The sequence below is a fragment of the Pseudomonas sp. PDM28 genome (assembly GCF_019219115.1).
Taxonomy (GTDB): Bacteria; Pseudomonadota; Gammaproteobacteria; order Pseudomonadales; family Pseudomonadaceae; genus Aquipseudomonas; species Aquipseudomonas laurylsulfatiphila.
Window position 1 is genome coordinate 481,227 of the sequence record NZ_JAHUWG010000001.1, and the last position, 23,635, is coordinate 504,861.

The 23,635-nt window shown below is 61.3% G+C and carries 30 protein-coding genes; 11 read left to right on the top strand and 19 right to left on the bottom strand.

The window, feature by feature from the left end:
• Window positions 1-15 precede the first annotated feature (15 nt).
• Entirely contained in the window at window positions 16-870 is an 855-nt protein-coding gene (gene rpoH, locus KW841_RS02230) for an RNA polymerase sigma factor RpoH (protein WP_007975386.1), read from the top strand.
• A gap of 159 nt (window positions 871-1,029) precedes the next feature.
• Here the strand turns inward: rpoH and mtgA are convergent, their stop codons facing one another.
• A complete protein-coding gene (gene mtgA / locus KW841_RS02235) occupies window positions 1,030-1,752 on the bottom strand; it encodes a monofunctional biosynthetic peptidoglycan transglycosylase (protein ID WP_218473268.1) in 723 nt (240 codons plus the stop codon).
• Between the two features lie 74 nt (window positions 1,753-1,826).
• Between mtgA and KW841_RS02240 the strand changes: the two genes are divergently transcribed.
• From KW841_RS02240 to trmB, 4 genes are all read left to right on the top strand, one after another.
• Entirely contained in the window at window positions 1,827-2,195 is a 369-nt protein-coding gene (locus KW841_RS02240) for a DUF423 domain-containing protein (RefSeq protein ID WP_218473270.1), read from the top strand.
• Window positions 2,196-2,278: 83 nt separating this feature from the next.
• Window positions 2,279-2,479 carry a sulfur carrier protein ThiS gene (gene thiS, locus KW841_RS02245; protein WP_162130286.1) on the top strand — a complete coding sequence of 67 codons (201 nt, stop codon included), beginning with the start codon at window positions 2,279-2,281 and terminating at the stop codon, window positions 2,477-2,479.
• A gap of 60 nt (window positions 2,480-2,539) precedes the next feature.
• Entirely contained in the window at window positions 2,540-3,334 is a 795-nt protein-coding gene (locus tag KW841_RS02250) for a thiazole synthase (RefSeq protein WP_218473272.1), read from the top strand.
• 9 nt (window positions 3,335-3,343) lie between these two features.
• A complete protein-coding gene (trmB, locus tag KW841_RS02255) occupies window positions 3,344-4,069 on the top strand; it encodes a tRNA (guanosine(46)-N7)-methyltransferase TrmB (protein WP_057712910.1) in 726 nt (241 codons plus the stop codon).
• A 117-nt stretch (window positions 4,070-4,186) separates the two neighbouring features.
• Here the strand turns inward: trmB and KW841_RS02260 are convergent, their stop codons facing one another.
• The 10 genes from KW841_RS02260 to KW841_RS02305 all read right to left on the bottom strand — a co-directional run bounded on the left by KW841_RS02260 (window position 4,187) and on the right by KW841_RS02305 (window position 11,135).
• Window positions 4,187-4,510: a DUF3392 domain-containing protein gene (locus KW841_RS02260; protein ID WP_007975393.1), complete on the bottom strand. Its 324-nt coding sequence runs from the start codon at window positions 4,508-4,510 to the stop codon at window positions 4,187-4,189.
• A gap of 9 nt (window positions 4,511-4,519) precedes the next feature.
• Complete coding sequence (gene hemW / locus KW841_RS02265; protein WP_256357669.1) at window positions 4,520-5,725, bottom strand: radical SAM family heme chaperone HemW; 1,206 nt, start codon at window positions 5,723-5,725, stop codon at window positions 4,520-4,522.
• Window positions 5,722-6,318, bottom strand: coding sequence for an RdgB/HAM1 family non-canonical purine NTP pyrophosphatase (gene rdgB, locus KW841_RS02270; RefSeq protein WP_007975395.1), 597 nt, complete (start codon window positions 6,316-6,318; stop codon window positions 5,722-5,724). Before rdgB ends, hemW begins: the two co-directional genes overlap by 4 nt.
• On the bottom strand, window positions 6,315-6,749 hold the full coding sequence (locus KW841_RS02275) for a DUF4426 domain-containing protein (RefSeq protein ID WP_102699963.1): 435 nt from the start codon (window positions 6,747-6,749) through the stop codon (window positions 6,315-6,317). The genes rdgB and KW841_RS02275 overlap by 4 nt, the downstream gene beginning before the upstream one ends.
• A gap of 26 nt (window positions 6,750-6,775) precedes the next feature.
• Entirely contained in the window at window positions 6,776-7,396 is a 621-nt protein-coding gene (gene metW, locus KW841_RS02280) for a methionine biosynthesis protein MetW (RefSeq protein ID WP_007975398.1), read from the bottom strand.
• Window positions 7,397-7,403: 7 nt separating this feature from the next.
• Window positions 7,404-8,543 carry a homoserine O-acetyltransferase gene (locus KW841_RS02285; protein WP_218473274.1) on the bottom strand — a complete coding sequence of 380 codons (1,140 nt, stop codon included), beginning with the start codon at window positions 8,541-8,543 and terminating at the stop codon, window positions 7,404-7,406.
• Between the two features lie 158 nt (window positions 8,544-8,701).
• Window positions 8,702-8,989: a DUF167 domain-containing protein gene (locus KW841_RS02290; RefSeq protein ID WP_103395773.1), complete on the bottom strand. Its 288-nt coding sequence runs from the start codon at window positions 8,987-8,989 to the stop codon at window positions 8,702-8,704.
• Window positions 8,990-8,993: 4 nt separating this feature from the next.
• Complete coding sequence (locus KW841_RS02295; protein WP_007975402.1) at window positions 8,994-9,584, bottom strand: YggT family protein; 591 nt, start codon at window positions 9,582-9,584, stop codon at window positions 8,994-8,996.
• A 10-nt stretch (window positions 9,585-9,594) separates the two neighbouring features.
• Window positions 9,595-10,413, bottom strand: a complete 819-nt coding sequence (gene proC / locus KW841_RS02300) for a pyrroline-5-carboxylate reductase (protein WP_218473276.1) — start codon at window positions 10,411-10,413, stop codon at window positions 9,595-9,597.
• Window positions 10,414-10,448: 35 nt separating this feature from the next.
• Entirely contained in the window at window positions 10,449-11,135 is a 687-nt protein-coding gene (locus KW841_RS02305; RefSeq protein WP_015097206.1) for a YggS family pyridoxal phosphate-dependent enzyme, read from the bottom strand.
• Between the two features lie 56 nt (window positions 11,136-11,191).
• Between KW841_RS02305 and KW841_RS02310 the strand changes: the two genes are divergently transcribed.
• Entirely contained in the window at window positions 11,192-12,226 is a 1,035-nt protein-coding gene (locus KW841_RS02310) for a type IV pilus twitching motility protein PilT (RefSeq protein WP_218473278.1), read from the top strand.
• A gap of 98 nt (window positions 12,227-12,324) precedes the next feature.
• Here the strand turns inward: KW841_RS02310 and KW841_RS02315 are convergent, their stop codons facing one another.
• The gene (locus KW841_RS02315) at window positions 12,325-12,945 is read right to left on the bottom strand and encodes a C40 family peptidase (protein WP_104450138.1); all 621 of its coding nucleotides are present in this window, start codon (window positions 12,943-12,945) and stop codon (window positions 12,325-12,327) included.
• Between the two features lie 251 nt (window positions 12,946-13,196).
• Between KW841_RS02315 and KW841_RS02320 the strand changes: the two genes are divergently transcribed.
• On the top strand, window positions 13,197-13,616 hold the full coding sequence (locus KW841_RS02320; protein ID WP_116579628.1) for an NINE protein: 420 nt from the start codon (window positions 13,197-13,199) through the stop codon (window positions 13,614-13,616).
• A gap of 57 nt (window positions 13,617-13,673) precedes the next feature.
• Here KW841_RS02320 and KW841_RS02325 read toward each other — a convergent pair whose 3' ends face one another.
• From KW841_RS02325 to gshB, 7 genes are all read right to left on the bottom strand, one after another.
• Complete coding sequence (locus tag KW841_RS02325; protein WP_218473281.1) at window positions 13,674-14,945, bottom strand: dihydroorotase; 1,272 nt, start codon at window positions 14,943-14,945, stop codon at window positions 13,674-13,676.
• Window positions 14,942-15,961, bottom strand: coding sequence for an aspartate carbamoyltransferase catalytic subunit (locus KW841_RS02330; RefSeq protein ID WP_104450136.1), 1,020 nt, complete (start codon window positions 15,959-15,961; stop codon window positions 14,942-14,944). Before KW841_RS02330 ends, KW841_RS02325 begins: the two co-directional genes overlap by 4 nt.
• Window positions 15,962-15,988: 27 nt before the next feature.
• Window positions 15,989-16,492, bottom strand: a complete 504-nt coding sequence (gene pyrR, locus KW841_RS02335; protein ID WP_015097201.1) for a bifunctional pyr operon transcriptional regulator/uracil phosphoribosyltransferase PyrR — start codon at window positions 16,490-16,492, stop codon at window positions 15,989-15,991.
• 79 nt (window positions 16,493-16,571) lie between these two features.
• Entirely contained in the window at window positions 16,572-17,009 is a 438-nt protein-coding gene (ruvX, locus tag KW841_RS02340) for a Holliday junction resolvase RuvX (RefSeq protein ID WP_007975412.1), read from the bottom strand.
• The gene (locus KW841_RS02345) at window positions 17,009-17,581 is read right to left on the bottom strand and encodes a YqgE/AlgH family protein (protein WP_015097200.1); all 573 of its coding nucleotides are present in this window, start codon (window positions 17,579-17,581) and stop codon (window positions 17,009-17,011) included. Before KW841_RS02345 ends, ruvX begins: the two co-directional genes overlap by 1 nt.
• A 182-nt stretch (window positions 17,582-17,763) precedes the next feature.
• Window positions 17,764-18,663 carry an energy transducer TonB gene (locus tag KW841_RS02350; RefSeq protein ID WP_218473283.1) on the bottom strand — a complete coding sequence of 300 codons (900 nt, stop codon included), beginning with the start codon at window positions 18,661-18,663 and terminating at the stop codon, window positions 17,764-17,766.
• A 64-nt stretch (window positions 18,664-18,727) separates the two neighbouring features.
• A complete protein-coding gene (gshB, locus tag KW841_RS02355) occupies window positions 18,728-19,681 on the bottom strand; it encodes a glutathione synthase (protein ID WP_218473285.1) in 954 nt (317 codons plus the stop codon).
• A gap of 346 nt (window positions 19,682-20,027) precedes the next feature.
• Between gshB and pilG the strand changes: the two genes are divergently transcribed.
• From pilG to KW841_RS02375, 4 genes are all read left to right on the top strand, one after another.
• Window positions 20,028-20,432 carry a twitching motility response regulator PilG gene (gene pilG / locus KW841_RS02360; protein WP_007987791.1) on the top strand — a complete coding sequence of 135 codons (405 nt, stop codon included), beginning with the start codon at window positions 20,028-20,030 and terminating at the stop codon, window positions 20,430-20,432.
• 57 nt (window positions 20,433-20,489) lie between these two features.
• Window positions 20,490-20,855 (top strand): twitching motility response regulator PilH, encoded by a 366-nt coding sequence (pilH, locus tag KW841_RS02365; protein ID WP_007975417.1) that lies wholly within the window; start codon window positions 20,490-20,492, stop codon window positions 20,853-20,855.
• A 10-nt stretch (window positions 20,856-20,865) separates the two neighbouring features.
• The gene (locus tag KW841_RS02370) at window positions 20,866-21,405 is read left to right on the top strand and encodes a chemotaxis protein CheW (RefSeq protein ID WP_218473287.1); all 540 of its coding nucleotides are present in this window, start codon (window positions 20,866-20,868) and stop codon (window positions 21,403-21,405) included.
• Between the two features lie 155 nt (window positions 21,406-21,560).
• Entirely contained in the window at window positions 21,561-23,621 is a 2,061-nt protein-coding gene (locus tag KW841_RS02375) for a methyl-accepting chemotaxis protein (RefSeq protein ID WP_218473289.1), read from the top strand.
• The last annotated feature ends 14 nt before the right edge of the window (window positions 23,622-23,635 follow it).

Genomic DNA, 23,635 nt, shown 5'->3' on the forward strand with positions numbered 1-23,635 from the left:
CGGAGGTTTTTTCGTATGACCAATTCTTTGCAACCTGCATATGCTCTGGTCCCGGGTGCGAACCTGGAGGCCTATGTGCACACCGTCAACAGCATTCCATTGCTGTCGCCGGAGCAGGAGCGTGAACTGGCCGAGAGTCTCTATTATGAGCAGGATTTGGGGGCGGCTCGGCAGATGGTGCTCGCCCACCTGCGTTTTGTCGTACATATCGCCCGTAGCTATTCCGGCTACGGCCTGGCCCAGGCTGACCTGATCCAGGAAGGCAACGTCGGCCTGATGAAGGCCGTGAAGCGCTTCAACCCGGAAATGGGCGTGCGCCTGGTGTCCTTTGCCGTGCACTGGATCAAGGCGGAAATCCACGAGTTCATCCTGCGCAACTGGCGCATCGTGAAAGTCGCGACCACCAAGGCCCAGCGCAAGCTGTTCTTCAACCTGCGCAGCCAGAAGAAACGTTTGGCCTGGTTGAATAACGAGGAAGTTCATCGCGTCGCTGAAAGCCTGGGCGTAGAGCCTCGGGAAGTGCGCGAGATGGAAAGCCGCCTGACCGGCCATGACATGGCCTTCGACCCGGCTGCAGAAGCGGACGACGACAGTGCATTCCAGTCGCCGGCCAACTACCTGGAAGACCACCGGTACGACCCGGCGCGTCAACTGGAAGACGCCGACTGGAGCGACAACTCCAACCACAACCTGCACGAAGCGCTGGAAGTGCTGGACGACCGTAGCCGTGACATTCTCTACCAGCGCTGGCTAGCGGAAGAAAAAGCCACGCTGCACGACCTGGCGCAGAAGTACAACGTGTCGGCCGAGCGTATTCGCCAGCTCGAGAAGAGCGCGATGAACAAGCTCAAGTTGTCGATCGCTGCGTAACTGGCGGGCAGACAGTAAAAAAACCGAGCAGTGATCCTGTGGGAGCGAGCTTGCTCGCGATGAGGTCCAAACATTCAATACATAAGTTGAATGTCAGGCCGTCATCGCGGGCAAGCCCGCTCCCACAGTGGTTTTCAGGGCCTGAAGAATTGTGATCGGTTATTGAGACCAAGGCGCCCGACGCGAATCGTTCAGCCCGACCAGATAGCTGTCCCCACCCAACTGGCTCATCTGTTGTCGAATCCAGCCCGCTCGCCGCGATACGTATGAAGTCGGATGGCTTGCGCTCCAGACCCGCGGGTTTGGCAGTACGGCGGCCAGCAAGCTCGATTGCTGTCGGCTCAGGTTTTTCGCGCTGGTCCCAAAATGATGCCGTGCCGCAGCCTCTGCGCCAAACACCCCGTCATCCCACTCAACGCTATTCAAGTACACCTCAAGAATCCGCTGCTTGGGCCAGAACACTTCGATCAGTCCGGTGAACCAGGCTTCCAGGCCTTTGCGCAGCCAGCTGCGGCCAGACCACAGAAACAGATTTTTCGAGACTTGCTGGCTGAGGGTGCTGGCGCCACGGATCGAACCGCCGCGTTCGTTATGGGCGAACGCCGCCTGAATCGCGCCGATATCGAAGCCCCAATGCTCCGGGAATTTCTGGTCTTCGCCGGCAATCACCGCGACTTTCAGGTCATCGGAGATCTCGTCCCAGGGTTTCCAGCTCCGTTGCAGGTCGATGGGTTCGCCGTCAATCCAGGATTCGATCTTGCGCTCGATCATCAGCGTCGTCCCCGGAGGCGGCACCACGCGAAAGATCAGCACCAGCAATACGCTGCCACCCATGAACCAGAGCACGGCCTTGGAGAAATGACGGAAATAGATACGCAGCATAGAGATGGCTTGGCCGAACCCGTTGAGCGGGCCATTATACAGACCCTTTGGATCGAAACTGACTGGAGTTCTGCATGCTGCGTGGCTTTCTGATGCTGGCCGCTTTTTTCGGCTTCACCGGTGTCGGCCTCGGGGCCTTTGCCGCCCATGGGCTGAAGAACCGCCTGAGCGCCGAGTACCTGGCGATCTTCCACACTGGCGTCACCTATCAACTGGTGCATGCCTTGGCGCTGCTCGGTGTCGCCGCGCTGGCCACGCAAATTCCCGGTCGACTCGCCACTTGGGCCTGCGCGTCGTTTGCCATCGGTATCCTGCTGTTCTCCGGCAGTCTTTACGTGCTGACGCTGACGGGCATCAGCAAGCTCGGCATCATCACCCCGTTCGGTGGCCTGGCGTTTCTGGTTGGCTGGTTTTGCCTGGGCCTGGCCGCCTGGCGTTTGTAGCCTACCGCTTGACGCTTGTTGCTGACCTTTAGGTCATGATCAAGCTAGAATGCCTGCCCCAAAAAATGATGGCGGCATCCGGCATGCGCATTCAGTTGAACGGCGAATCCTTTGAACTGCCCGACGGTGAAACCGTTGCGGCCCTGCTCACCCGTCTGGACCTGACCGGACGCCGGGTGGCGGTCGAACTCAATCTGGATATCGTCCCGCGCAGCCAGCATGCAGACACCAGGTTGAACGACGGCGACAACGTCGAAGTGGTGCACGCCATCGGCGGCGGCTAGTAGTCTCGGCCGAGTGGCCACAGAATTCTGCAAGTACCTCATCCCTACAGAGGATTTCCCATGAGCATCGTTCGCAGCGACAAGCCTTTCGTCCTGGCCGGTCGTACTTACCAGTCGCGTTTGCTGGTCGGTACCGGCAAGTACCGTGACATGGAAGAAACCCGCCTGGCCATCGAAGCCTCGGGTGCCGAGATCGTCACCTTCGCCGTGCGTCGCACCAACCTCGGACAGATCGAGGGCGAGCCGAACCTGCTCGAAGTGCTGTCGCCGGATCGCTACACCTTCCTGCCGAACACCGCCGGTTGCTACGACGCCGTCGAAGCCGTGCGCACCTGTCGCCTGGCCCGTGAGCTGCTCGACGGCCACAACCTGGTGAAGCTGGAAGTATTGGCCGATCAGAAAACCCTGTTCCCCAACGTGATCGAAACCCTCAAGGCCGCCGAAACGCTGGTCAAGGAAGGCTTCGACGTGATGGTCTACACCAGTGATGATCCGATCATCGCCCGTCAGTTGGCGGAAATCGGCTGCATCGCGGTGATGCCTTTGGCCGGTCTGATCGGTTCGGGTCTGGGGATCTGCAATCCGTACAACCTGCAGATCATTCTTGAAGAAGCCAAAATTCCGGTACTGGTGGATGCCGGCGTCGGTACCGCTTCCGACGCCACCATCGCCATGGAGCTGGGTTGTGATGCTGTGCTGATGAACTCGGCCATCGCCCACGCCCAGCAGCCGGTCATGATGGCTGAAGCCATGAAACATGCGATCGTCGCAGGCCGCCTGGCTTACCTCGCCGGCCGTATGCCGAAAAAACTCTATGCCAGCGCCTCTTCGCCGCTGGATGGTCTGATCAAGTAAGAGCCATTGATGACTGAATCGAACGACACGCCAATCCAGACGGAAGAAGGCGACGAGCGCCAACACCGCCGCATCAAGAGTTTCGTGATGCGCGCCGGGCGCATGACCGAAGGCCAGCAAAAAGGCCTGGAGCAGGGCACGCCGCTGTTCGTGCTGCCGCTGGCCGACGCGCCGGTGGACTTCGACCAGGTGTTCGGTCGCTCGGCACCGCGCTCGCTGGAAATCGGTTTCGGCATGGGCCATTCGCTGCTGGAAATGGCAGCGGCTGCGCCGGACCAGGATTTCATCGGCGTAGAAGTGCACCGTCCGGGTGTCGGGGCGCTGCTCAATGGCGTGCTGACGCAAGGCCTGACCAATCTGCGGGTCTACGATTGCGATGCGATCGAAGTGCTCAACCGCTGCGTGGCCGATAACAGCCTTGACCGGCTGATGCTGTTTTTCCCGGATCCGTGGCACAAGAGCCGTCACCACAAGCGCCGTATCGTCCAGGCGTCCTTCGCCGAGCTGGTGCGCAGCAAGTTGAAGGTCGGCGGCATTCTGCACATGGCCACCGACTGGGAACCGTACGCCGAATACATGCTGGAAGTGATGAATGTCGCCCCGGGTTACCGCAACCTCGCCGAAGACGGCAAGTGCGTACCGCGCCCGGCCGAGCGGCCGATCACCAAGTTCGAACGCCGTGGCGAACGTCTTGGGCATGGCGTGTGGGATTTGAAGTTCGAGAAACTGGCGTAAAACCTGTGGGAGCGAGCTTGCTCGCGATGGCGGCCTGACAGTCAACAGAGATGTTGGATGTTATGGCCCCATCGCGAGCAAGCTCGCTCCCACAGTTGTTTTGTGTGTGCTGCAGGATTAGCGGCGATCCGCGACCACGCCAATCAACACCAACACCACCAACAACACCGGCGCCAGGCTGTAGTTGTTGAACTGGCTCAAGCCGCGTACGACCCACGGCGTGGCGTAGATCAGCGCCGCGCCGCTGCCGATCATGCACAGCAGGGCCATCAGTGGCACGCGCAAGGCGCCGGCGATGCTGCCCAGGCGCTGCTCGACCCAGCCTTTGAAATCCGCACCAAACAGCACCAGCAGGCAGCCCACCAGGGCCAGGGCGATTTCCGAGAGGTTGCTGCGGCTCCAGCGAGACACGGTGGCAAGCAGGTCGAGTACCAAATCCATTCGATTTCCTTATGTCAGAAATTTCTGCAGCAAGTCGTTGAGGAAGAGTTGTCCGCGCATCGTGGCTACCAGGCGTGACGGTTCGACCTGCAACAGGCCGCTTTGTTCGGCTTCACGGCGACCTTCAGCAAGGCTTTCCAGGGGCATGCCGGTACGTTCAGGGTACAGCCGCGATTCGACGCCTTCAGTCAGGCGCAGCGCGTTCATCAGGAATTCGAACGGCATTTCATCGTTGCCCAGCGCTTTCTCGCCGGCCAGGAAGCTTTTCGCCGGATTCAGGTAATCCTTCGGCAGGCGGGTTTTCCAGGTGCGGACAATGCGCCCGTCCGGGTGACTGAGCTTGCCGTGGGCGCCGGCACCGATGCCGATGAAGTCGCCGAAACTCCAGTAATTGAGGTTGTGTCGCGCCGGGCGACCGGGCAGGGCATAGGCCGAGACTTCGTACTGTGCGTAACCGTGTTCGGCCAGCAGCGCTTGCCCGGCCTCCTGAATGTCCCACAGCGTGTCGTCTTCCGGCAGTGTCGGCGGCTGGTTCCAGAACACCGTGTTCGGTTCCAGGGTCAGTTGATACCACGACAGGTGAGTCGGTTTCAGGGCGATGGCGGTGCGCAGGTCGGCCAAGGCATCGTCCAGGGACTGATTCGGCAAGCCATGCATCAAGTCCAGGTTGAAGTTATCGAAGCCGGCCTGCCGCGCCATACCGGCGGCGCGTACGGCTTCGTCGCCGTTGTGAATCCGGCCCAGGGCCTGGAGTTTTTCCTGCTGGAAACTCTGGATGCCGATCGACAGGCGATTGATCCCCAGTTTCTGGTACGCCACGAACTTGTCTTGCTCGAACGTCCCCGGGTTGGCCTCCAGCGTGATTTCGATGTCGCTGGCAAAGGGGATGCGTTGTTCGACGCCTTTGAGCAAGCGACCAAGGGAATCGGCGCTGAACAGGCTCGGCGTGCCGCCACCAAAGAAGATCGAGCTCAGTTCACGGCCATGGACGGCGTGCAGGTCCTGGTCGAGATCAGCCAGCAACGCGTCGACATACTCTTCTTCCGGCAGCACAGGGCTGGCGGTGTGGGAGTTGAAGTCGCAATAAGGGCATTTACGCACACACCACGGGATGTGGATGTACAGCGCCAGGGGCGGCAACACAGGCAATGCCGCCCGGGGCGATGAAGCATCGCCGCCGAAGATCAGCGGCGAAGCGGATGATTCACGGGTCATTTCAAGCCCAGACGCTGGCGCAGCAGATCCATTGCACGGGCGCGGTGGCTGATCTGGTTCTTGTCGGCAGGGCTCAGTTCGGCGCTGGAGCAATCGCGCTCCGGCACCCAGAACAGCGGATCGTAGCCAAAACCGTGTTCGCCGCTGGCCTGGGTCAGGATTCGCCCGTGCCACAAACCTTCGCAGAGGATCGGCAACGGATCGTCGGCGTGACGTACCAGTGCCAGCACGCAGACGAACTGCGCCCCACGCTCGGCTTCAGGCACGTCTTTCAGCACGTCGAGGAGCTTGGCGTTGTTCGCCGCATCGCCCTTGCCGTCGGCATAGCGCGCCGAATAAATGCCTGGCGCACCACCGAGGAAATCCACCGCCAGCCCGGAATCGTCGGCCAGTGCCGGCAAACCGGAAATGCGCGCGGCATTACGGGCCTTGAGGATGGCGTTCTCGACGAACGACAGACCGGTTTCTTCAGGCTCGACGCTGCTGAACTCGCCGATCGAGCGCAGATGCACCGATTCGCCGAGCATGGCCTGGAGTTCCTTGAGTTTGCCGGCGTTATGGCTGGCCAATACGAGTTGCGTGAAGTTGATCATTGGCCAGGGAAGAGCTCTTGGTTGAAATTGATGGTGTTGATTTTGTCACCGGTCTGCACCTTGATGTCGAAGGTGCGGACTTCCTGCTGATCCACCGGATATTGCGCAATGTAGTAGATCGCGCCTTGTTCGGTGATCTGTTTGAACTGCAGTGGCACCGTCTGGCTGGTCAGGTCTTTGACCGAACCGCTCACCTGGGCCATCAGTGGCTTGCCTTCCTTGAGCACCGAGACATTGATCACGCCCTGGTTCTTGCTGCGGATCAGTTCGGCGGACTTGGCAATGTCCGGGGTCAGGTAGGTGGAGTTGAAGGTGTTGTAGTGCACCGTCACGTCGCCAAAGGTTTCCTGGCGCTCGCCCTTGATGGCTTCGGCGCCCATGGCGGTGACGCTCAGGCAGGCAGTGAGTAGAAACAAAGCAAGACGACCCATGATCGTTCTCCTTGAAATAGGGTGGATCAGACCGCGACCTTGTGGTCGGAAAGTCCCGGACTGCTGACACGGTAGATTCCGATCTCACCTAACAGATTAGGCCATAGCTTACTGGCCCACCCGTGCCGATGCTGTTGATCCACGGCAAGCCGATCAATGACCTTCGCTTCACGTTCGCGACACAAGGCTTCAAAGTCCGCGAAGGTGCAGAAGTGGATGTTCGGCGTGTTGTACCAGGTGTACGGCAGGAACTCGGAAACCGGCATCCGGCCCTTGCTCGCCAGGTACCAGCGGCAGCGCCAGTGACCGAAATTGGGGAAGGTGATGATGCACTGACGGCCCACGCGCAGCATTTCTTCGAGGATCTTGTCCGGGTAGTGCACGGCTTGCAGGGCCTGGGTCATGACCACGATGTCGAAACTGTTGCTGGCGAAGTTGCCCAGGCCCTTGTCCAGGTCCTGTTCGATGACGTTGATGCCCTTGGCCACGCACTCGGCGATGTTGTCGGCGTCGTTTTCCAGGCCATAACCGGTGACTTGCTTGTTGTCGCGCAGCCAGGTCAGCAGTTCGCCATCGCCGCACCCGAGGTCGAGCACGCGGCTGCCGGCGGGGATCCATTCCTGGATGATTTCCAGATCAGCTCTCATGGCTTTCTCACAACGTAATGCGGTTCATGTAATTGCCGAATGCCTGCAGGTAGCGCGGGATCGGAATCAGGAAGGCGTCGTGGCCTTGGGGTGCGTCGATCTCGAGGTAGCAGACGTCCTTGCGCGCGGCCATCAGCGCGTCCACCAGCTCGCGCGAGCGGGCAGGGGAGAAGCGCCAGTCGGTGGTGAACGACATCACGCAGAACTTGGCTTTCGCGCCTTCGAAGGTTTTCGCCAGGTTATCGTCGAAGTTCGCCGCCGGATCGAAGTAATCGAGCGCCTTGGTCATCAACAGGTACGTGTTGGCGTCGAAGCGCCCGGAGAACTCTTCGCCCTGATAGCGCAGGTAGCTTTCGACCTGGAACTCGACGCTGTGGAAGTCGTAGTTGAGCTTCTCGCTCTTCAGGCCGCGGCCGAATTTCTCGCCCATGGAGTCGTCGGACAGGTAGGTGATGTGCCCGACCATCCGCGCCAGCATCAGGCCGCGCTTGGGGATCACGCCCTGTTCCTGGAACGAACCGCCGTGGAATTCAGGGTCGGTCAGGATCGCCTGGCGCGCCACTTCGTTGAACGCGATGTTCTGTGCCGACAGCTTGGGGGCCGAGGCGATGGCCAGGCAGTGACGGATGCGGTCGGGGTAGGTGATGCTCCATTGCATCGCTTGCATGCCGCCGAGGCTGCCGCCGATCACGGCCGCGAACTGGGCGATGCCGAGGCGATCGGCCAGGCGCGCCTGACTGTGCACCCAATCTTCGACGGTCAATACCGGGAAATCGGCGCCGAACGGCTTGCCGGTGTCCGGGTTGATGCTGCTCGGGCCGGTGGAGCCGTTGCAGCCGCCGAGGTTGTTCAGGCTGACCACAAAGAACTTGTTGGTGTCGATTGGCTTGCCGGGGCCGATGCAGCTGTCCCACCAACCGGGTTTACGGTCGTCGGGGCTGTGATAGCCGGCAGCGTGGTGGTGCCCGGACAAGGCGTGGCAGATCAGCACGGCATTGCTCGCCGTGGCGTTGAGCGTGCCGTAGGTTTCGTAGATCAGGTCATAGGCCGGGAGCGAACGACCACAGGCCAAAGCCAGCGGCTCGCTGAAGTGCGCCACTTGCGGCGTCACCAGACCAACAGAATCGGGGGGAAAGGCAGCTGGCATCGACCCTGCTCTCATTGAAATGAGGCGTAAGTCTAAAGACCGCCGACCCTAGCAGCAAGCTAACCCTTGCCCTCTGTAGGAGCCGGCTTGCCGGCGAGGCGGCGGGCCTGACACACCGCGTTGCCTGGATCGCTGGCAAGCCAGCTCCTACAGTGGGTTCAGCGTTTCAGGTCGGGAAGGTCCGGCAACTTCTTCGGCGAACAGATTCGCACCCGCTTCTGCCGGTTCAACTCGCCACTGATCAAGCTGACCTGGCTCTTGGACACGCCAAAGGCCTTGGCCAGAAACGCCATCAGGTACGCGTTGGCCTTGCCCTCGACTGGCGGCGCGGTCAGGCGGATCTTCAGGCGATCGCCGTGCAGCCCGCAGAAATCATCGCTACGGGCTGCCGGTTGCAGGTGACACTCCAGAATCAGGTCGTCACCGTCCCAGCGAAACCAGCTCACCGGGTCAGATCAGTACGCGGAGGATTTGCGGCATCATGGTCAAGGCGGCGAGGTTGTTGATCACCAGCATGTCGATCAGTTTGATCGCCAGGAACGCAAAGATCGGCGACAGATCAAGCCCGCCCAGGTTTGGCAGGAACTTGCGGAATGGCGCCAGGGCCGGCTCGCAGACGTCGTTCACCAGTTCGGCGCCCGGGTTATGGCTGCCCGGTGCGACCCAGGACAGGATCACGCTGATGATCAGGGCAAAGAAGAAGATGTTCAGGAATAGCGCGGTCACACCGATGATCGACCAGATCAGCAGTTGCAGCGGATTGCCGGTGGTGCCGTAGGTCAGCAACAGGGTCAGGGCCATCAGGGCCAGTTGCACCAGGATCGCCAGCACCAGCGAGGACATGTCCAGGCCGAACACGCTCGGGATGATCCGGCGCAGCGGCTTGAGCAGGGGCTGGGTGGCCTTGACGATGAACTGGCAGATCGGGTTGTAGAAGTTCGCCCGCACCAGTTGCAGCACGAAGCGCATCAGCACGATCAGCAGGTACAGGCTGCCGAGGGTTTGCAGCACGTAGACCGCTGCGGTGTTCAATCCAATCATGAAAAGCTCCTTATTGACCCAGTTGTTCGGCCATTTCGGCCGAGCGATGCGCAGCAGCGCCGAGTGCTTTTTCGACCAGGGCTTCAAAACCATTGGCCTGGAACGACTTGATTGCAGCTTCCGTGGTGCCCGCTGGGGAGGTGACACGACGGCGCAGCTCGGCCGCGTCGACGTCGCTGGAGACCGCCATGTGCGCGGCGCCCAGTGCGGTTTGCAGGGTCAGTTGTGCGGCGATGTCCGCCGGCAGGCCAAGTTTCACCCCGGCGGCGGTCATGGCCTCGATCAGCAGGAAGAAATACGCCGGGCCCGAGCCGGAAACGGCGGTGACGGCATCCAGTTGCTGCTCTTCATTGAGCCATAAGGCGATGCCGACCGCAGACAGCAGCTCCTGGGCTTGCTGACGCTGTTCGGCGCTCACTTGGGCTGTTGCGAACAAGCCGCTCACGCCCTGACGCAGTAGCGCCGGGGTGTTGGGCATGCAGCGCACGATCGGCTGGGCGCCGAGCCAGTTGTTCATGCTGGCGCAGGTGATGCCTGCTGCAATCGACACCACCAGTTGGTTAGGCTTGAGGCTTGGGCGAATCGCTTCGCACACGGCTTTCATCGCCTGCGGCTTGACCGCAAGGACGACGACGTCGGCGCCGTCGATGGCCTGGGCGTTGTCGGCGAAGGTTTCGATGCCGTGTTCAGCGCTCACGCGAGCGCGGGTTTCTTCGCCCGGATCGCTGGCGCGAATCTGCGCGGCTTCCAGACCCTTGGCCCGCAGGCCGCCGATCAGGCTGGCGGCCATGTTGCCGGCACCGATAAAGGCAATACGCGTCTTGCTCATGTCAGGTCCTTATAAAGAAGAGAGTCGGTCATGGGTTATGGCCGATCGTAATCACGGGCGCCAAACAGGGCCGTACCGATACGGACCCAGGTGGCGCCCTGGGCAATGGCCGACTCAAGGTCGTGGCTCATGCCCATGGAAAGTGTGTCGAGTGGCAGGTTCAGGCTGGCTTGCAGGCTTTGCACGGCCGCAAACGCGGCGTCCTGGGCGGCGCGATCTTCGGTCGGCTCAGGGATGGCCATCAGCCCGCGCAACGTCAGGCGCGGCAAGGCGCTGATGGCACTGGCCAGGGCCGGCAGGTCAGCCGGGGTGCAGCCGGATTTGCTGGCTTCACCGCTGACGTTGACCTGAATGCAGATATTCAGGGGCGGCAAATCGGCAGGACGTTGTTCGGATAGGCGTTGTGCGATTTTCAGGCGATCCACGGAATGCACCCAGTCGAAGTGCTCGGCGATAGCACGAGTCTTGTTCGATTGAATGGGGCCGATGAAGTGCCAGATCAAGGGCAGGTCGGCCAGTTCAAGTTGTTTGCCCAGCGCTTCCTGCAGGTAGTTCTCGCCAAAGTCGCGCAGGCCGGCGGCGTAGGCTTCACGCAGGTCCTGTGCGGGTTTGGTCTTGCTCACGGCCAGCAGATGGACGCTGTTTTCGGCGCGATTGGCGGCAAGTGTTGCGGCATGGATGCGCGAACTAACTTCGAGAATGTTGTCTGCTATGGTGGACATCAAGAGGCGCCAGCGGTCTGAAGGTTCGCGGCATTCTACTGGAATTGAGAGGCGCTATGGATATCACTGAACTGCTGGCGTTCAGCGCCAAACAGGGGGCGTCGGACCTGCATTTGTCTGCTGGCCTGCCGCCGATGATTCGGGTGGATGGCGATGTGCGGCGCATCAACCTGCCGGCCCTGGACCACCAACAGGTGCAGGCGCTGATCGATGCCATCATGAATGACACCCAGCGGGCGGACTTTGAGAAGCATCTGGAAATCGACTTTTCCTTTGACGTGCCCGGTGTGGCGCGTTTTCGGGCCAATGCGTTCAATCAGAGCCGAGGCGCGGGTGCGGTGTTTCGGACCATTGCGGCGAAAGTGCAGAGCATGGACGAACTGGGCATGGGAGAAGTGTTTCGCAAAATGACCGACGCTCCCCGCGGCCTGGTGCTGGTGACCGGCCCGACCGGCTCCGGAAAGTCCACCACGCTGGCGGCGATGATCGATTACCTCAATAACCATCGCCATCACCACATCCTCACCATTGAAGACCCTATCGAGTTTGTCCACGAGCCTCGCAAGTGTCTGATCAACCAGCGTGAGGTCCACCGCGATACCCGCAGCTTCGCCACGGCCCTGCGCTCGGCGTTGCGGGAGGACCCGGACGTGATTCTGGTGGGGGAGATGCGCGATCTGGAAACCATACGCCTGGCGTTGACCGCGGCCGAAACCGGCCATCTGGTGTTCGGCACGCTGCACACCACGTCGGCGGCGAAGACCATTGACCGGGTGGTGGACGTGTTTCCAGGGGACGAGAAGTCAATGGTGCGCTCGATGCTCTCCGAGTCGCTGCTGGCGGTGGTGTCCCAGACGCTGGTGAAGAAGGTCGGCGGCGGACGCATCGCGGCCCACGAGATCATGCTGGGGACGTCGGCGATCCGCAACCTGATCCGCGAGGACAAGGTGGCGCAGATGTACTCGGCGATTCAGTCGGGAGGCGCGTTGGGAATGCAGACGCTGGATATGTGCTTGAAGGACCTGGTGACCAAGGGGGTGATCAGTCGTGATCATGCGCGGGAGAAGGCGAGGTCGCCGGAGGGGTTTTGATCGCCCTTAAAGCAAAAGATCGCAGCCTTCGGCAGCTCCTACACAGGATGTGTCCTGTAGGAGCTGCCGAAGGCTGCGATCCTTTGACCTTGTTTCAATCAGCGCTGAACAACCCGCATCTGATTCGGCTCTTTCGGCAGAACCCGCTTGGCAACCACGTAGTGGTTTTCCCAGTACGGTTTCTTCAAGGTGTCGATGCTCACCGACTTGCCGCGACGTGGCGCGTGGATGAAACGGTCGTTGCCCAGGTAAATGGCGACGTGATTGACCCGGCGGCTCTTGATGTTGAAGAAAATCAGGTCGCCCGGCTTCAGATCGTTGCGATCGACTTTCTCCCCATGACCGCTGGCCATGGCATTGGAGGTGCGTGGCAGGTCGAACGTGGCGTCGTTGAACGCGTATTTCACCAGGCCGCTGCAATCGAAGCCTTTGCTTGGGCTGCTGCCGCCCCAACGATAAGGAGTGCCAAGGACGTTCACGGCGCGGCTCAGCACGTCGCTGCTTTCCTTGGTGCCCATCGGAGGAACCAGGCCGCTTTTGCTGTTGGCCAGGCTTGGAGCATATTTGGCGGATTTCTTGTCTTTGCTCGAAGGAGCAGAGACATGGGATTTAGGGGTGTAACCATTAACGTTAGGAAGACGTTGCTCACGATTGGTGGCGTGGGCGGCCAGTGGCATCAAAAGGCAAATGGTTAGCCATGTCTTGAAAAATGAACGCATTAGGCAAGGCTCTTAATAAGTTAGCGCGCAACTTTATAACAGCTTTTTTGCCGCTTCCGAGGCCGTTGGTCGATTCAACCTGGGGGACAATGGTGGCAAAAAAGCGGCAAAATGGCGCAATTGTCGGACAGAAGTCCGGTGTTACAAGGCTTTGACGGGAGTGAAGGTAGCATTTGCCATACGTCGGGTGCCTGTAAAAAAGTCACAAAGAAATGAAGAATATTTATCTATCGCGTGAATCGAGGTCATTCATGAACCCCTATCAACAGACTTTTCCGCAGCAAGACACCCACAGCAAAGTGATCGGTTATTTGCTGTGGATTTTCGGATTTACCGGCGCTCACCGCTTCTATTACGGCAAGCCGGTGACCGGGACGATCTGGTTCTTCACCTTTGGTTTGCTGGGCATCGGCTGGCTGATCGACCTGTTCCTGATCCCGGCGATGGATCGCGAGGCTGACCTTCGGTTTACCGCGGGGCCCATCGAATACAACGTGGCGTGGATTCTGCTGACGTTTCTCGGGGTGTTCGGTGTGCACCGGATGTATCAGGGGAAATGGATCAGTGGGCTGCTGTACCTGCTCACCGGCGGGTTGTTCTTTCTTGGGGTGCTGTATGACTTCTGGACGTTGAATGACCAGGTGTCGGTGCGTAACGCGCAGAGACGATAAGCGAAGCGCAAAAGATCGCAGCCTGTAGGAGCTGCCGCAGGCTGCGATCTTTTGTTTTTAAGCCTGGTGGCTAATACGCCCATCCACCAGGGTGTAACGCACCACACCCGGCAAACTGTGACCAATGAACGGGCAGTTCTCGCCCTTCGACAACCAGGTTTCGCCCGCGACGGTCGAGGTCTCCGGGTCAAACAGCACGATGTCCGCCGCACCACCCACCGCCAGTTTGCCTGCCGGCAGGCGCAAGGCCTCGGCAGGGCCGGCGCTCAGGCGTTTCAGCAGCGTCGGCAGGTCCAGCAAGCCGTCTTCGACCAGGGTCATCGCCAGCGGCAACAGCAGTTCAACGCTGCTGATGCCCGGCTCGGTCGCGCCGAACGGTGCCAGCTTGGCGTCACGCTCATGGGGTTGGTGATGGCTGGAGATGGCCGAGATCACGCCGGATTTCACCGCTGCGCGCAGGCCATCGCGGTCGGCGCGGGTGCGTAGCGGCGGCTGGACGTGATACAGGCTGCTGAAGTCGATCAGGGCTTCGTCGGTCAGGATCAACTGGTACAGGGCGACATCCGCGGTCACCTTCAGGCCCCGGGCTTGGGCCTGGGCGATCAGTTCCACGCCGCGGGCACTGGTGAGCTGGCTGAAGTGCGCGCGCACGCCGGTCTGTTCAACCAGCAGCAGGTCCCGGGCCAGGGCGACGGTTTCGGCGCTTTCCGGGATGCCCGGCAAGCCAAGGAAACTGGCGGTCGGGCCTTCGTGAGCCAGGCCACCTTCGGCCAGGTCGTGATCCTGGGAGTTGAAAATCACCGTCAGGTCGAACGTTGCCGCGTAGTCCAGCGCCCGGCACAGGGTGCGGGTGTTGCGGAAGCTTTCCAGGCCGTTGCCGAAGGCCACGCAACCGGCGTCGCGCAAGGCAACCAGCTCGGCCAGTTGCTCACCGTCCAGGCCTTTGCTCAGGGCGCCAATCGGGAAGACTTTGGTGTTGCCGGCCTCACGGGCGCGGTCGAGGATCAGTTCGGCCACCGCCGAGGTGTCCAGCACCGGTTTGGTCTTCGGTGGGCAGCACAGACTGGTCACGCCGCCAGCCGCCGCCGCGCGGGTTTCGCTGACAATCGAGCCTTTGCGGCTGTAACCCGGCTCGCGCAGGGCAACATTGAGGTCGACCAGGCCGGGAGCGGCCACCAGGCCTTTGGCGTCGATCGTGTCGACGGCGACAAAACCGGCGGGCGCCGCGCCAAGGGCGACGACTTTGCAGGCTTCAATGTGGATATCGGTCACTTGATCCAGGCCGCTGGCCGGATCGATCACGCGGGCGCCGAGAATGCTGAGCTTCACTGTGCGTTCTCCTGTTCGAATTGGCCCTGCTCGAATTGACGCTGCGCAGTCTGCCCGCTCATGGCCATGGACAGCACGGCCATACGAATGGCGATCCCGTAGGTCACCTGGTTGAGGATTACCGAGTGCGGGCCGTCGGCCACTGCCGACTCGATTTCCACGCCGCGGTTGATCGGCCCCGGGTGCATCACAATGGCATCGGGTTTGGCGCCGGCCAGGCGCGCGGTGGTCAGGCCGAACAGGCGGTAGAACTCGCCTTCGCTCGGCAGCAGGCCGCCGGTCATGCGTTCACGCTGCAGACGCAACATGATCACCACGTCGACGTCCTTCAGGCCTTCGGTCATGTCGGTGTAGACCTTCACGCCGTATTGCTCGATGCCAATCGGCAGCAGGGTCTTCGGTGCGATCACGCGAATGTCCGGGCAGCCGAGGGTTTTCAGGGCCAGCATGTTCGAGCGAGCGACCCGCGAGTGCAGGATGTCGCCGACGATGGCCACCGAAAGGTTTTCGAAACCGCCCTTGTGCCGGCGGATGGTGAGCATGTCGAGCATGCCCTGGGTCGGGTGCGCGTGCCGGCCGTCACCACCGTTGATGATCGCCACTTGCGGGCAGACATGCTCGGCGATGAAGTGCGCGGCGCCGGAATCACCGTGGCGCACGACGAACATGTCGGCGGCCATGGCTTCCAGGTTACGCAGAGTGTCGAGCAGGGTCTCGCCCTTGCTCGCGGACGACGTGGACACGTTGAGGGTGATCACGTCCGCCGAGAGCCGTTGAGCCGCCAGTTCGAAGGTGGTGCGGGTACGGGTCGAGTTCTCGAAGAACACATTGCACACGGTCTTGCCGCGCAGCAACGGGACTTTCTTCACGGCCCGGGCGCCGACTTCGAGGAAGGAATCGGCGGTGTCGAGGATTTCCGTCAACAGCTCACGGCGCAAACCGTCGAGCGAGAGGAAGTGGCGCAGCTGGCCCTGATCATTGAGCTGCAGCGGGCGCTTGGTGTCTAGAGGCGTCATCGCAAGGGGGACTCTCAATAGGGCGAATTAAAGGGCGAGGTCTTGCAGTTCGAGCGCGAGCTCCGGGCCGGACAGTTTCACCCGTTCGTGGGCGGCCAGCGACAGGGTCGCGCCCACCACGTTCGGGCGGATCGGCAGTTCGCCGGCGTCCAGGTCCAGCAGGCACACCAGCGTCACGCTGGCCGGGCGGCCGTAGTCGAACAGTTCGTTCATGGCGGCGCGGATGGTCCGGCCGCTCATCAGCACGTCGTCGATCAGCACCAGGTGCTGGCCTTCGATCTCGAACGGCAGCGCCGAAGGGCGAACCTGCGGGTGCAGGCCGTTCTGGCTGAAATCGTCGCGGTAGAAGGACACGTCGAGGGTGCCGAGGGGCTCATTGCTGCCCAGTTCCTTGAGCAGGGCCTGGGCCACCCAGACGCCGCCGGTACGAATGCCGATGAAGCGCGGGTCGCTGATGCCACGGTGTTCCAGGTGGGCCTTCAGGCGCGTGGCCATCTGGCTGATCAGTTCGGCGGGATTGGGCAGGCTCATGGTTGCTCCTTCTTGGGCCCGAGCCGGGTTTCATGCAAGGTGGCTCGGGTTGTAGCTAAGAGAGACGCATCGCGGCTCTTCAGGATTCGAACAGTGCGCCATTTTCGTCGAGCCAGCCTTGCAGCAGCAGGGCGGCGGCGATGGCGTCGACCGGGTTGTCGCGGTAACTGCCTTTCTGACCGCCACGAGCCAGGCGTTCGCCCTTGGCCTCGAAGGTGGTCAGGCGTTCATCGTGGGTATAGAAGGGCAGGTTGAAGCGGCCGTTCAGGCGCCGGGCGAACTTTTCCGCGCGGGCGCACATGTCGCTGGGCGTGCCGTCCATGTTCAGCGGCAGGCCGACCACCACGGCATCGGGTTTCCACTCTTTGATGAGGGCTTCGACCTGGTTCCAGTCAGGAATGCCGTTCTGCGCTTTCAGGGTGCACAGCTCACGGGCCTGGCCGGTAATCACCTGGCCGACCGCAACGCCGATCTGTTTGGTGCCATAGTCAAAACCCAGAATCAGCTTCAGGGCCATCAGGCGTGCCCCGCCTGGCTGGTCAGCAGGCTGAGGTTGACGCCCAGGTGCCTGGCGGCCGCTTCCAGGCGAAGTTCGCTGCTGGTGTTGAACAGGATATCGGCGTCAAACGGGCAGTTCAGCCAGGCGTTCTGCGCCAGTTCGGCCTCCAGTTGCCCGGCTTCCCAGCCGGCATAACCGAGGGCGATCAGGCTTTTTGCCGGGCCGACGCCGTCAGCGATGGCAAACAGGACGTCCTGGGACGTCGACAGGGACAACTCATCTTCCAGATCAACGGTCGCCTGGAAACTCTGCCCCTTGGGGTGAAGGACGAAGCCGCGATCGGTTTGCACCGGGCCGCCGATGAAGATCGGCACATGCTGGCAGAGCGCTGGCGGTTCGATTTCCGGGCGTAATTGCTCAAGGATATCGGCCAGGTTCAGTTCTTGCGGACGGTTGACCACCAGCCCCATGGCACCATTGGCCGTGTGCTCGACGATGTAGGTCAAGGTGTGCGCAAAGTTCGGGTCGGCCATGTGCGGCATGGCGATCAGGAATTGATGCTTGAGGTAGCTGGGGCTGACGTTTTTCATGTGCGCTAGTGTGGCGTTCGAGGGGCGAACTGACAAGCCGGGGATGCGCAGGAAATGCCGTAATTCTGTAGGAGCGAGCTTGCTCGCGATGAACCTGAGAGCACTGCGGGGTGTCAGGCTTGCAGCGTTATCGTTGGCGACCATCGCGAGCAAGCTCGCTCCTACAGGGGGATTTGTGCGGGTCAGTTGCTTGAGAGGCGATCGCCGCGGGCAAACTTCCAGGTCCGGATGATCTCCAGCCGGTCAACATCCGATAGATCCCCGGTAAAGGGTGCGAACGGCGCCGCCAGCCGGACTATCCGTTGCGCCGCCTGGTCCAGCAGCGGCTGGCCTGAAGATTCCAGCACCAGCACCTCATACAGCGAGCCGTCACGGTTGATCGACACCATCAGGCGCAAATTGCCGTAGATCTGTTTGCGCCGTGCTTCGTCGGGGTAATTGAGGTTGCCGATGCGCTCGACTTTCTTGCGCCATTCGTCCTTGTACCAGGCGCCCTTGTCGCGCATGGTCGAGGCGGCGCTCAAGCGGTGGATGCGCGGGCGCTTGGCGTACAGTTGTTGTTCGGCGGCCAGTTCCGCTTCGAGGCTGGCGATGTCGCTGGACAGCCGCTCACTGTCGAACGTCGGCGCCTGGACCTGAGGTTTGACCTCGGTCTTGGGCTCCTCGGTCTTGGCGGGGGCTTTTTTCGGTTTCGGCGCCACGGTGGTCACGGCAGCCTTCGGTGGGGCTACCTGCACTTCTGGCTTGGCGGCCGGCGGTGGCGTGACTTTCTGTACCTTGTTGTCCTGGAAGGGCGCGACCTCGGTGGTCTTGGGAATCGCCTTTTTATCCAGGGTGCCGCTGCCTTGCTGGTTCTCTTGCGCCAGGAAATCGGCCTTTTCAGGCTTCTTTTCGCTTTTGAAGGTGGCGAGGGTGATTTCCAGGGTTTTGCTGATCTGCTTGGGCTCGACCACGGCAAACCCGACACCCAGCAGCAAGGCCAGGTGGATCAGCGCCGCCAGGAACAGGGTAAAACCGAGGCGATCGGCCGGGCGCACGCCTCGGTGGGCGAGTTCGGCAGGCAGATCGGACGGGAGGGTCATGACAAGGAAACCAACATCGCGTTTTCACAGGCCGCGCATGATAACGCAATGTTGGTTTGGCTAATCAACGTGCCTTGAGCTTCTGATCGATGGCATCCATCAGCAGGCCGCCGATATCGGTGCCAAAGGCATTGTCGATTTCGCGGATGCAGGTCGGGCTGGTGACGTTGATCTCGGTCAGGTGCTCGCCGATCACGTCCAGGCCAACGAACAACAGGCCTTTTTCACGCAGGGTCGGGCCGACTTGTGCGGCGATCCAGCGATCCTTTTCGGTCAGCGGACGGGCTTCGCCACGGCCGCCGGCGGCGAGGTTGCCACGGGTTTCGCCCTGGGCCGGAATCCGTGCCAGGCAATAATCCACAGGCTCGCCGTCGATCATCAGGATGCGCTTGTCGCCATCCTTGATGGCCGGCAGGTAGGCCTGGCCCATGATCTGCTGGGCGCCGAGGGCCGTGAGGGTTTCGAGGATCACCGACAGGTTCGGATCGCCCGCGCGGTGACGGAAGATCGACGTGCCGCCCATGCCGTCCAGCGGCTTGAGGATCACATCGCCGTGTTTGGCGGCGAACTCACGCAACACGTCGGCGCGACGGCTGACCACGGTCGGCGGCGTGCACTGCGGGAACAGCGTGGCGAACAGCTTTTCGTTGCAGTCGCGCAGGCTCTGCGGCTTGTTGACCACCAGCACACCGGCGCGCTCGGCCTGTTCCAGCAAGTAGGTGGAGTAGACGAACTCCATGTCGAACGGCGGATCCTTGCGCATCAGGATCACGTCCAGATCGCTCAGCAGCGCGTCGTTTTCGGCGCCCAGTTCGAACCATTTTTCCGGATTGGCGAACACCTGCAGCGGACGCATCCGCGCCCGGGCCTCACCTTCGCCCTGATACAGGTCGCGCTGTTCCATGTAGAACAGCTCCCAGCCACGCTTCTGCGCGGCCAGCAGCATGGCCAGCGAGCTATCCTTTTTATAGGAAATGCTGGCGATAGGGTCCATGACAATCCCGACGCGAACGCTCATTGGGTTTTCCTCGAAATTTGGGGGCCGGACGTTGATCTTCTGTAGGAGCGAGCCTGCTCGCGATGGCGTGTCAGTCCACATCAATGCAGCTGATACACCATCGCGAGCAGGCTCGCTCCCACAAAAAGCGATCAGGCCAAAGGGCCGTATAAAAGTGGCGTCAGAGTGGCGCTGAGTGTGTTTGCGGTCAAGGAAAAACCATCGTCCCGGTCGGCCGATAGATTGGTTCTGGAGACTGTGCTAAAAAGGCTGCCATGCCGTGCTGGCCCTTGAGTATCAAGGGTTTCGAGCCGCCAATTACCCGCAAACGGACAATTTGATTCGTAAAGGCGACGCAGAGCATCTTATGGAACAGCACCCCAGCGCCTTGAAGGTCATGGTGATCGACGATTCGAAGACGATCCGTCGTACCGCCGAAACGCTGCTCAAGAACGTGGGTTGTGAGGTCATCACGGCCATCGACGGCTTCGATGCCCTGGCCAAGATTGCCGACAACCACCCCGGCATCATCTTTGTCGACATCATGATGCCGCGCCTGGATGGCTATCAGACCTGCGCCCTGATCAAGAACAACAGTGCGTTCAAGTCCACCCCGGTGATTATGCTGTCATCCAAGGATGGCCTGTTCGACAAGGCCAAGGGGCGCATCGTCGGCTCCGACCAGTTTTTGACCAAGCCTTTCAGCAAGGAAGAATTGCTCGATGCGATCCAGGCCCATGTACCTGGTTTCGCCGCTGTTTTGCCGCAGTAGGACACGCACAGTGACGCTCGGCCATCGGGCCCTGCGTCGACAAGAATGGGGAAGACCATGGCACGTATTCTGATCGTCGATGATTCGCCGACCGAAATGTACAAACTGACCGGCATGCTGGAAAAGCATGGTCATGAAGTCTTGAAAGCCGAAAACGGCGCCGACGGCGTAGCCCTGGCCCGCCAGGAAAAGCCCGACGCCGTCCTGATGGACATCGTCATGCCCGGCCTCAATGGCTTCCAGGCAACACGCCAGTTGACCAAGGACCCGGAAACCGGACACATCCCGGTGATCATCATCACCACCAAGGACCAGGACACCGACAAGGTCTGGGGTACGCGCCAGGGCGCCAAGGACTACCTGACCAAACCGGTCGATGAAGAGACCCTGATCAAGACCCTTAACAACGTGCTGGCCGGTTGATCGTCAAGGCATGAACGAGTCGCTGACGGCTTTCGAACTGCTGCTGCAGATCGACCAGCGCTGTCGTTTGCTGGCGGCGGACTTGCCGTCCCAGCCGACCCGTCGGGACAGCTGGAGCGGCATCGGTTTTCGCCTGGGCGAGCACTGGTATGTCGCGCCCATGAGTGAAGTCAGCGAAGTCTTGCATGAGCCGCGACTCACTCAGCTGCCGGGGGTCAAATCCTGGGTCAAGGGTGTCGCCAACCTGCGCGGGCGATTGCTGCCGGTCATGGATCTGAGCGGTTTCTTCGGGCACGAACTTTCAGCGGTGCGCCGGCAACGCCGGGTGTTGGTGGTGGACCACGATGAGGTGTTTGCCGGGTTGCTGGTCGATGAAGTCGTCGGCCTCCAGCACTTTGCCCGGGACAGCCTGGAGCCGGTGCCGGCAGAGGAGTTGAAAGGGCCGGTGGCGGCATTCGTCAAAGGCCGGTTTCAGCGCGGGCAGTGCTGGCAGGTGTTCAGCCCGTTTGCGTTGGCGCGGTCTCAGGGGTTTATGAACGTCGCGGTGTAGCCGGTACAACGGAAAACCAGTGGGAGCGAGCTTGCTCGCGATGACGGACTGACAGCCAGCATCAGTGTCGACTGATACACCGCTATCGCGGGCAAGCCCGCTCCCACAGTTTCTTCGGCGGGCATTACAGGGTGTTGGTTAACAGGCGAGGACCGATGATAAAAACAAAAGCAGGCAAGCCAATGGAAGGGTCGCGCAGCCGGTCGCAGATCATCGTGCTGTTTATCGCGCTGATCGTCTTCATCATGCTGCTGTTCGCCAACTTCGCGTATCTCAACACCCAGGCTACCTACGACAAACAGTACATCGGCCACGCCGGCGAACTGCGCGTGTTGTCCCAGCGTATCGCCAAGAACGCCACCGAAGCGGCCGCCGGCAAGGCTGCCGCATTCAAGTTGCTCAGCGATGCGCGCAACGATTTTGCCCGGCGCTGGGGCTATCTGAAGAAGGGCGACCCGGCCACCAGCCTGCCACCGGCCCCCGCCACCGTGCGTCCAGAGATGCGCGCGGTGCAACAGGACTGGGAACACCTGCTGAAAAACACCGACGCGATTCTCTCCAGCGAGCAAACCGTACTGTCCCTGCATCAGGTCGCCGCGACGCTGGCTGAAACCGTGCCGCAATTGCAGGTCGAGTACGAAAAAGTCGTCGAGATCCTCCTGCAACGGGGCGCCCCGGCAGCCCAGGTGGCCATGGCCCAGCGCCAATCGCTGCTGGCCGAGCGGATCCTCGGTGCGGTCAATACGGTATTGGCCGGCGACGAAAACTCACAGCAGGCCGCCGATGCGTTCGGGCGTGACGCGACGCAGTTCGGCAAGGTGCTCAACGGCATGCTCCAAGGCGACCCGGCGCTCAAGGTCAGCCAGGTCGAAGACCACGACGCCCGTGCGCGACTGGCGGAAATCGCCGAGCTGTTCGAGTTCGTCTCGGGCTCGGTGGACGAGATCCTCGAAACCTCGCCTGAGCTGTTCAAGGTTCGTGAATCGGCCTCGAACATTTTCAGTCTGTCGCAAACCCTGCTCGACGAAGCCTCACACCTGGCCAGCGGTTTTGAAAACATGGTCGGCGGGCGCACCACCGACACCATAGGCGGTTATGTGCTGGGCTTGCTGGCGCTGACGTCGATCATCCTGATCGGCCTGGTGATGGTGCGCGAAACCAATCGCCAGCTGCGCGAAACCGCCGAAAAAAACGAGCGTAACCAGAACGCGATCATGCGTTTGCTCGACGAGATCGAAGACCTGGCCGACGGCGACCTCACGGTGACGGCCTCGGTGACGGAAGACTTCACCGGCACCATCGCCGACTCGATCAATTACTCCGTCGACCAGTTGCGCGATCTGGTCGCGACCATCAACCTCACCGCCGGCCAGGTCGCCGCCGCCGTACAGGAAACCCAGGCCACCGCCATGCACCTGGCCCAGGCTTCGGAACATCAGGCCCAGCAGATTTCCGAGGCCTCGATGGCGATCAACGACATGGCCGAGTCCATCGACCAGGTGTCGGCCAATGCCGCTGAATCTTCGGCGGTTGCCGAGCGCTCGGTGGAAATCGCCAACAAGGGCAACGAGGTGGTACACAACACCATCCACGGCATGGACAACATTCGCGAGCAGATTCAGGACACCGCCAAGCGCATCAAGCGTCTTGGCGAGTCGTCCCAGGAAATCGGCGACATTGTCAGCCTGATCGATGACATTGCCGATCAGACCAACATCCTCGCCCTCAACGCGGCCATCCAGGCGTCCATGGCCGGCGACGCCGGTCGCGGTTTCGCCGTGGTGGCCGATGAAGTGCAGCGGCTGGCCGAGCGCTCTTCAGCCGCCACCCGGCAGATCGAGACCCTGGTGCGGGCAATCCAGACCGACACCAACGAGGCCGTTATCTCCATGGAGCAGACGACGACCGAAGTGGTGCGCGGCGCCCGACTGGCGCAGGATGCCGGTGTGGCCCTGGAAGAAATCGAGGGTGTGTCGAAGACGCTCGCGGCGCTGATCCAGAGCATCTCCAATGCCGCACAACAGCAGACGTCGTCGGCCGGCCAGATTTCCCTGACGATGAACGTGATCCAGCAGATCACCTCGCAGACGTCGTCGGGTTCCACCGCCACGGCCGACAGCATCGGCAACCTGGCTAAAATGGCCAGTCAGTTGCGTCGTTCGGTGTCCGGTTTCACCTTGCCGGATGCCAAGGCGCAGGTTGTGGACAAAGCTTGAACCGCCCATGGGTA